Annotated in this window: 6 protein-coding genes; 4 read left to right on the top strand and 2 right to left on the bottom strand. The window is 60.8% G+C overall.

Features of this window, described 5'->3' with window-relative positions; genetic code table 11:
- Positions 1-442, top strand: a 442-nt coding sequence (locus tag RHIBUN_RS0106735) for an NfeD family protein (RefSeq protein WP_025658960.1), incomplete at its 5' end; no start/stop codon positions are given.
- Here the strand turns inward: RHIBUN_RS0106735 and RHIBUN_RS0106730 are convergent.
- Positions 443-1,438 carry a KpsF/GutQ family sugar-phosphate isomerase gene (locus tag RHIBUN_RS0106730; protein ID WP_025658959.1) on the bottom strand — a complete coding sequence of 332 codons (996 nt, stop codon included), beginning with the start codon at positions 1,436-1,438 and terminating at the stop codon, positions 443-445.
- A gap of 125 nt (positions 1,439-1,563) precedes the next feature.
- Here RHIBUN_RS0106730 and RHIBUN_RS0106725 point away from each other — a divergent pair, with 125 nt between their 5' ends.
- The gene (locus RHIBUN_RS0106725) at positions 1,564-3,087 is read left to right on the top strand and encodes an outer membrane beta-barrel protein (RefSeq protein WP_025658958.1); all 1,524 of its coding nucleotides are present in this window, start codon (positions 1,564-1,566) and stop codon (positions 3,085-3,087) included.
- A 65-nt stretch (positions 3,088-3,152) separates the two neighbouring features.
- Here the strand turns inward: RHIBUN_RS0106725 and galU are convergent, their stop codons facing one another.
- Positions 3,153-4,040 (bottom strand): UTP--glucose-1-phosphate uridylyltransferase GalU, encoded by an 888-nt coding sequence (gene galU / locus RHIBUN_RS0106720; protein ID WP_007797839.1) that lies wholly within the window; start codon positions 4,038-4,040, stop codon positions 3,153-3,155.
- Positions 4,041-4,239: 199 nt separating this feature from the next.
- Here galU and RHIBUN_RS0106715 point away from each other — a divergent pair, with 199 nt between their 5' ends.
- Both RHIBUN_RS0106715 and RHIBUN_RS0106710 read left to right on the top strand, forming a co-directional pair.
- On the top strand, positions 4,240-5,463 hold the full coding sequence (locus RHIBUN_RS0106715; protein ID WP_025658957.1) for a lytic murein transglycosylase: 1,224 nt from the start codon (positions 4,240-4,242) through the stop codon (positions 5,461-5,463).
- A 61-nt stretch (positions 5,464-5,524) separates the two neighbouring features.
- Entirely contained in the window at positions 5,525-6,757 is a 1,233-nt protein-coding gene (locus RHIBUN_RS0106710; protein WP_025658956.1) for a DUF459 domain-containing protein, read from the top strand.
- The last annotated feature ends 101 nt before the right edge of the window (positions 6,758-6,858 follow it).

The raw sequence follows: 6,858 nt of genomic DNA, 5'->3' as shown, positions 1-6,858 counted from the left end.
TGTCGCGGAACTCGGACCCTGGAGCTGGTGGATCGCCGGCTTGGTGCTGCTGGCCGCAGAATTGATCGCGCCGGGCGTCTTCCTTGTCTGGATCGGGCTTGCCGCCCTCATCGTCGGCATGCTGTCGCTACTGTTCTGGGACAGCAGCTTCTGGCTTTGGCAGGTTCAGGCCATCCTCTTTGCGCTTCTTGCAGTCGTGGCAACAGTGGTCGGCCGCAAGCTGACCCTGCAGCACGGTGAAACCGATCAGCCTTTCCTCAATCAGCGGGCCGAAAGCCTCATCGGGCGCACCGCGACGCTGGCGGAGCCCATCCGCGAAGGGCGCGGTCGTATTCGCCTCGACGATACGTTCTGGCTCGTAAACGGCCCGGACCTGCCTGTAGGCACCAAGGTAAAGGTGGTGGCGAGCAGCGGGCGCGATCTGACGGTAGAACCGGTCTGATCAGGCCACGCCGATCCGCAGCAGATCATGGAAGTGCACGAGCCCGATCGGGCGGTTGTCGTCGTCGACCACGATCAGTGCTCCGATGCTGTGCTGGTTGAGCATGGCAAGCGCGGCCGTTGCCAGCACTGTCGGCTTCACCGTCTTTGGTGTCCGCGTCATGATATCGTCGACAACGAGCTCGGAGAGGTTGCGCGTCAGGTTGCGTGCCAGGTCGCCTTCCGTGATGATGCCGCAGAGCCGCTCATCCTCGTCCAGAATACCGACGCAGCCGAAATGCTTCCGAGACAACGTTGAGATCGCCAGCGGCACCGGCGTTCCCTTGGCCACCAACGGGACGCGATCGCCCGTATGCATGATATCGGCGACATGGCTGAGACTCGCCCCGAGTTTGCCGCCCGGATGGAACACGTGAAAGTCGCGCGCCGTAAAGCCTCGTGCCTCAAGCAGCGCGATGGCAAGCGCATCGCCCATGGCGAGCTGCATCAGCGTCGAGGTGGTCGGAGCCAGCCCATGCGGACAGGCCTCTTCCTCGTTCGGCATCAACAGGACAATGTCGGATGCCGCGGCGAGCGACGATCTTTCGGAAGATGTGACGGCAATCAGCGGAATCGAGAACCGGCGCGTATAGCCGATGATGCTGCGAAGCTCGGCACTTTCGCCGCCCTTGGAAAGGGCAAGGACGATATCCGTCGTGCCGATCATCCCGAGATCGCCATGGTTTGCCTCGGCCGCATGGACAAAGAAGGCCGGCGTTCCTGTCGACGCCAGCGTCGCCGCGATCTTCACACCGATGTGGCCGCTCTTGCCGACGCCTGTAACGATGACGCGACCGGTGACGCCGTTGATCGTCTCGACGGCCCGCATGAAAGGCCCGGCCAAGCCGTCGTCAAAAGCTCGCTCCAGGGCCTCAAGCGCCCGCCTCTCGGTGCCGATCGTCCGTTTCGCAGACTCCAGGACACCGTTTTCGATGACATTTACCGCTCTCTTGATCATGGCACTGCGTTAGCGGTTTTCATCCGCCGAGTCCATCGGCTGCCCTCACGGGCATCGCAGCGCAACGAATGGTTAACCACAAGCCTTTACGTTCGGGTAACGCTTCGACGCATGCCAGGATACACATGAGCCATTGGAAGGACACGAGCAGTCTCACGCCGCTCCGCGCGACGGGCTTTGCGGTGTCCATGGCTCTGATGGCAGGCACTTTCCTCGCGCCCCACGCCGTACTTGCGCAGTCGACGCCCGTTTCCAACAGCTCGATCCGCTCGTCGACCGCACCTGCTGCTGCGGCGGTGGAGGATGAAGGCGATATCCCTGAAACACCGGCCGGCACTATGTCACCGGCCGACAATGCGGCGCCAGCAGCCACTGCTGCGCCGATTGCGGCTGCCGATCAAAAACCGAGCGACGAGACGACCGGTGCGATCCTCGATGAGGACATGATACGCCTCAACACGCGCGAAGCGCCGCTCGACGAGCGGCTGCCGGCCCGCAAGCCGGAGCCGAATCCGGCGGCCGAGGAAACGCCGGGCATCCGCATCGGCACCTTCGTCCTGCGTCCGACCGTTACCCAGAGCATCAACACCGAGACGCAGAAGGACGCCGGCATCAAAAAGAAGCGTGGCTTCCTCGAAACGGATCTGCACGCCACGCTGACCTCCGACTGGGCGCTGCACCAACTCACGGTGACCACCGACGGCGCCTGGCAGAAGAACGTCAGCGGCGAAGGCGAGGAACAGCCGGATTTCAGGATCGACGGCGACTTGCGGCTCGATCTTCCCGAGGATACGACCGCACATATCATCGGCGGCTACCATTTCTACCGCGAAGACACTGATGATCCGAATGCCATCCAGAACGCGGACCAGCAATCGGATGTTCAGGAATTCAGCACCGGCGCCTCGATCGAACGCGACTTCGGCATCCTGCGCGGCAGCACCGCTATCGATGTCAGCCGTACGATCTATTCCGACGCGACATTGTCCGATGGAACGACCGTTTCGCTGGCCGATCGCAACGAGACGAGCGGCACGATCCGCGGCCGCATCGGCTACGAGCTTTCCCCGGCTCTCATCCCCTTCATCGAAGGCAATGTCGGCAAGACGGTCTATGACGAGAGTATCGATTCCGCCGGCTTCCGCAGGTCGGGAGATAGCTATGGCGCCAAGGTCGGCGTCGAGCTCGATTTGGGTGAAAAGCTCCGCGGCGAGGTTGGGGTTGGCTATCAGACTGCCACCTTCGACGACGACCGCCTCTCGGACATCGACGCGGCCGTGGTGGATGCTCAGCTATTCTGGTCGCCGCTCAGAGGTACGGACGTCAACATCGGCCTGCTGACAAGCATCAACCCGTCGACGACAGCTGGCGAATCCGGCTACGTTTCGCATGCTTTGACGACGGGCGTCACGCATCAACTGCGTGATAATCTGACAGGCACTGTCCTCGGCGGCATCATCTATCGCGACTATCCGTCGGATAGCCCGACCAGCGACGAGACGGTCTACACCACGAGCGCCGGGCTGACCTGGAACATCAACCGTTACCTCGATATGACCAGCACCATTGGCTACGAGCTGACGTCCCGCAAGACAAGCAGCGATTCCGAGCAATGGCGGGCCGGCGTCGGTCTGAAACTGAAGCACTGAAACGAAATCCGCCTCCAAGTGGGAGCCTTGGAGGCGGACTAATTCGTTTGACAGGCAGGCTGGTTTCAGAGGCCCTTCAGCAGCGCCTTGAAGCCTTCCTCGACGGTCGGGCGGATGTCCGCACGTTCCAGGGCGAAGGCCACGTTGGCCAGGATGAAGCCGTCCTTGGCGCCGCAGTCATAGGTCGTGCCGCGGAAGTGATAGCCCGCGAACGTCTGGTCCTTCAGCAGCTTCAGCATGCCGTCGGTCAGCTGGATTTCGTTGCCAGCGCCTCGTTCCTGGGTTTCCAGGATCTTGAAGACTTCAGGCTGCAGGATATAGCGGCCGTTGATGAAATAGTTCGACGGTGCCGTGCCCTTGGCAGGCTTCTCGACCATGCCGGTGATGCGGAAGCCATCACCGATCGCTTCGCCGACGCCGACGATGCCGTACTTGTGAGCTTGATCCGGGGCGCATTCCTCGACGGCGATGATGTTGCCGCCGCTCTGGGCATAAAGGTCGATCATGCCCTTCATGCATCCCTTGCCTTCGCTCTTCATGATCATGTCGGGCAAGAGCAGCGCAAACGGCTCGTTGCCGACGATCTCGCGAGCACACCAGACGGCATGGCCGAGGCCAAGCGGCTCCTGCTGACGAGTGAAGCTGACCGTACCAGCCTTGGGAAGCTGGCCAGCAAGCAGCGTCATTTCCGCCTGCTTGCTGCGCTCGCGCAGCGTCTGCTCAAGCTCGAAATGGATATCGAAGTAGTCTTCGATGATGTGTTTGTTACGACCTGTGACGAAAACGAAATGCTCGATGCCCGCTTCCAAAGCTTCGTCGACCACATACTGAATGATCGGTTTGTCGACGACAGTCAGCATTTCCTTCGGCACGGCTTTGGTGGCCGGGAGAAAGCGAGTCCCGAGACCCGCGACCGGAAATACAGCTTTGCGAACTTTTTTATGCTCTGCCACACAATCCTCCTGCGATAACTACACCGCTTGAAATAAAGGCATTTTTGATTGAACTAGATGCGATTTGCTACAGTTTTGCAAATGGTGACTGCGTTCCTGCGTCATGGTAAAGAATTTGTTGACTTCGTTCAGGTAGTCTCAGGCCTGAGCGGAAATTTGCGCTCCGCTGTGCCTGAAACGAAAGGACGGATGACCGCCGATGACTCAAAATCACAGAAATTCCCTTCGTGGTCTTGCTATTGCACTCATCGTGACCGCGTCCGCCGGCCTGGCCCCCATCAACGCGAAAGCAGATCAGCGGTTCCAGAAGTGGATCGCGGACTTCTATCAAACTGCCGCTCAAAATGGCATCAGCAAGGCAACCTATCGCAAAGCCTTCTCAGGCGTCAGCGATCCGGATCCGACAGTGCTGGAAAAGGCTGCCTATCAGCCTGAATTTACAACGAAAATCTGGGACTACGTTGATTCCCGTGTAAATCCGTACACGGTGCAGATCGGCCGTCAGATGGCCGCCAAGCATGCCTCGACGCTGAATGCGGTCCAACGCCAGTTCGGTGTGGACAAGACGATTCTCCTGGCCATCTGGTCGATGGAATCCAATTATGGCGCAGTTCTCGACAAGGACGACCGCCTGCACTACGTGCCGCGCGCCTTGGCGACCCTCGCCTATGCCGACGAACGCCGCGCGAAGTTCGCCAAGAAGCAACTCATTGCGGCGCTGAAGATCCTGCAGAATGGCGATATCTCGCCCGATGGCATGACCGGCTCCTGGGCGGGCGCCATGGGCCACACCCAATTCATTCCGACAAGCTACCTGCTCTATGCGGTCGACGCCGACGGCAACGGACATCGCGACATCTGGAACTCCGTGCCTGATGCTCTCGCCACGTCCGCCAACCTGCTGCGGAAAAACGGGTGGGATGCCGGCAAAACCTGGGGCTATGAAGTGGTCGTGCCGCCGAATGCCCGAAAACAGGTCGGTAAAACGCATACACTGGCGCAGTGGGCCTCCCTCGGCCTTAGCCGGCCGAGCGGCAAGAGCTTCCGCGATGGCGGCAGCAAGGCCGTGCTCAAGATGCCGGCCGGCCCCGATGGCCCGGGCTTCCTGATGACCAGCAATTTCTTCACCATCAAGAACTACAACGCGTCGGACAGTTACGCGATTGCGGTCGGACTGCTGGCGGACGAGATCGCCGGCTACGGCGGCATGAAGCAGCCCTGGCCACGACCGAACGGTACGCTTGATATGAAGCAAAAGTTCGAACTGCAGACGCGCCTGAAGACACTCGGTTATTACGACGGCGAGGTCGACGGGAACTTCGGCAGCGGATCCAAGGCCGCGATTGCCGCGGTCCAGGCTCGCATCGGAATGCAGCAGGACGGTGAGCCATCGCTGCCGCTCCTGAACGCGCTTCGCAAGTAGACGGAATAATCGGCAACATACACTTTTATGGTGTGGACGCGAGTTCCCGCTCCATGCGAGAATGCCGGCAGATGCGAGGCTGCTGATTATGCGTAAACGAGTACACTGGGCAACGCTCCGCTGGGGTGCGATTGGCACCGCAACGTTGGTGCTCGTCTTCAGCGCGCTGCCGGTGCACGTGGCCGATGCGCAGGAGCGGTATTACTATCGCCGCTCGATTCTCGATTTTTTCTTTGGACGTCGCTACATCCAGGAATATCCGCCACAGGCACCGTCTCAGAACGCGCCGCAGCGACAGCCTGCGCCGAGAAGGAAAGCGCCGTCGCCGAAGGCGGCTGCGGCTCCCCGTCCCGCCGCTCCCGTCGTCGTTGAGGAAAAGGCGGTCGAGAAGCTTGCCAACGCCCAGAAGATCCTCGTCGTCGGCGATTTTCTCGCCGGCGGTCTTGGCGTCGGCATGGACTCTGCTTTCAAGGATTCTCCCGGCGTCGTGGTCGAGACACATAGCAACGTCGCCTCGGGTCTGGTCCGAGACGACTACTATGACTGGCCGCAACAGCTGACAAAATTCATGGACGAGGCGAAGCCCGCCATGGTCATCGTCATGCTCGGCGCGAATGACCGCCAGCAGATGGTGACGGATATCGGCAAGGAGAAATTCAGGACCGACGGTTGGTATGCCGAATATCAGCGCCGCGTCGTGGCCTTCGGCCAGCAGGTCACCAGCCGCAAGATTCCGCTGCTCTGGGTCGGACTGCCCGCCTTCGATTCGCCTGCGATGACCGCCGATGCCGTGCAGCTTAACCAGCTGTTCCGCAAGCAGATGGAGAGCGTCGGCGGCGAGTTCGTCGACATCTGGGACGGTTTCGTCAGCGAAGGCGGCGACTTCATCGTCACCGGCTCGGATATCAACGGCCAGCAGGTCCGCCTACGCACCTCGGATGGCATCAACCTCACGGAAGCAGGCCGGCGCAAGCTTGCCTTCTATGTCGAAAAGCCCGTGCGCCGCATTCTCGGGGTACAGGCAAGCCCGGACCTCGTCCGCCTTGACACGGGCAATGCGCCGGTGATCGACGCTGTGGCAATGCCCGGCCGCACCGAGCCGATCAGCCTCTCCGATCCCAACCTGGATGGCGGCGCGGAACTTCTTGGCGGCAGGGCACTCCCGGTCAGTGCCACCAAGTCGCCACGTGATCTTCTGGTTCAGGATGGCGAGATGGCGGCTCCCCCTGTTGGCCGCGTCGATGACTATCGCATGGCTCCTGTGAAGCCCACCGCTCAGGTCACCATCAAATAGCCCGGCTGCATGAAGCCGCGCTCCAAAAACGCGCTCTTGATCTCAGTCGAACGCGAGGCTCACCAAACGAAAAAGGGCCGCTCAGAGCGGCCCAAAATCCA

The sequence above is a fragment of the Rhizobium sp. IBUN genome, assembly GCF_000510625.1.
GTDB lineage: Bacteria > Pseudomonadota > Alphaproteobacteria > Rhizobiales > Rhizobiaceae > Rhizobium > Rhizobium altiplani.
The sequence above is the reverse complement of the archived record's forward strand: the minus strand, read 5'-3'. Positions and strand labels throughout refer to the sequence as shown.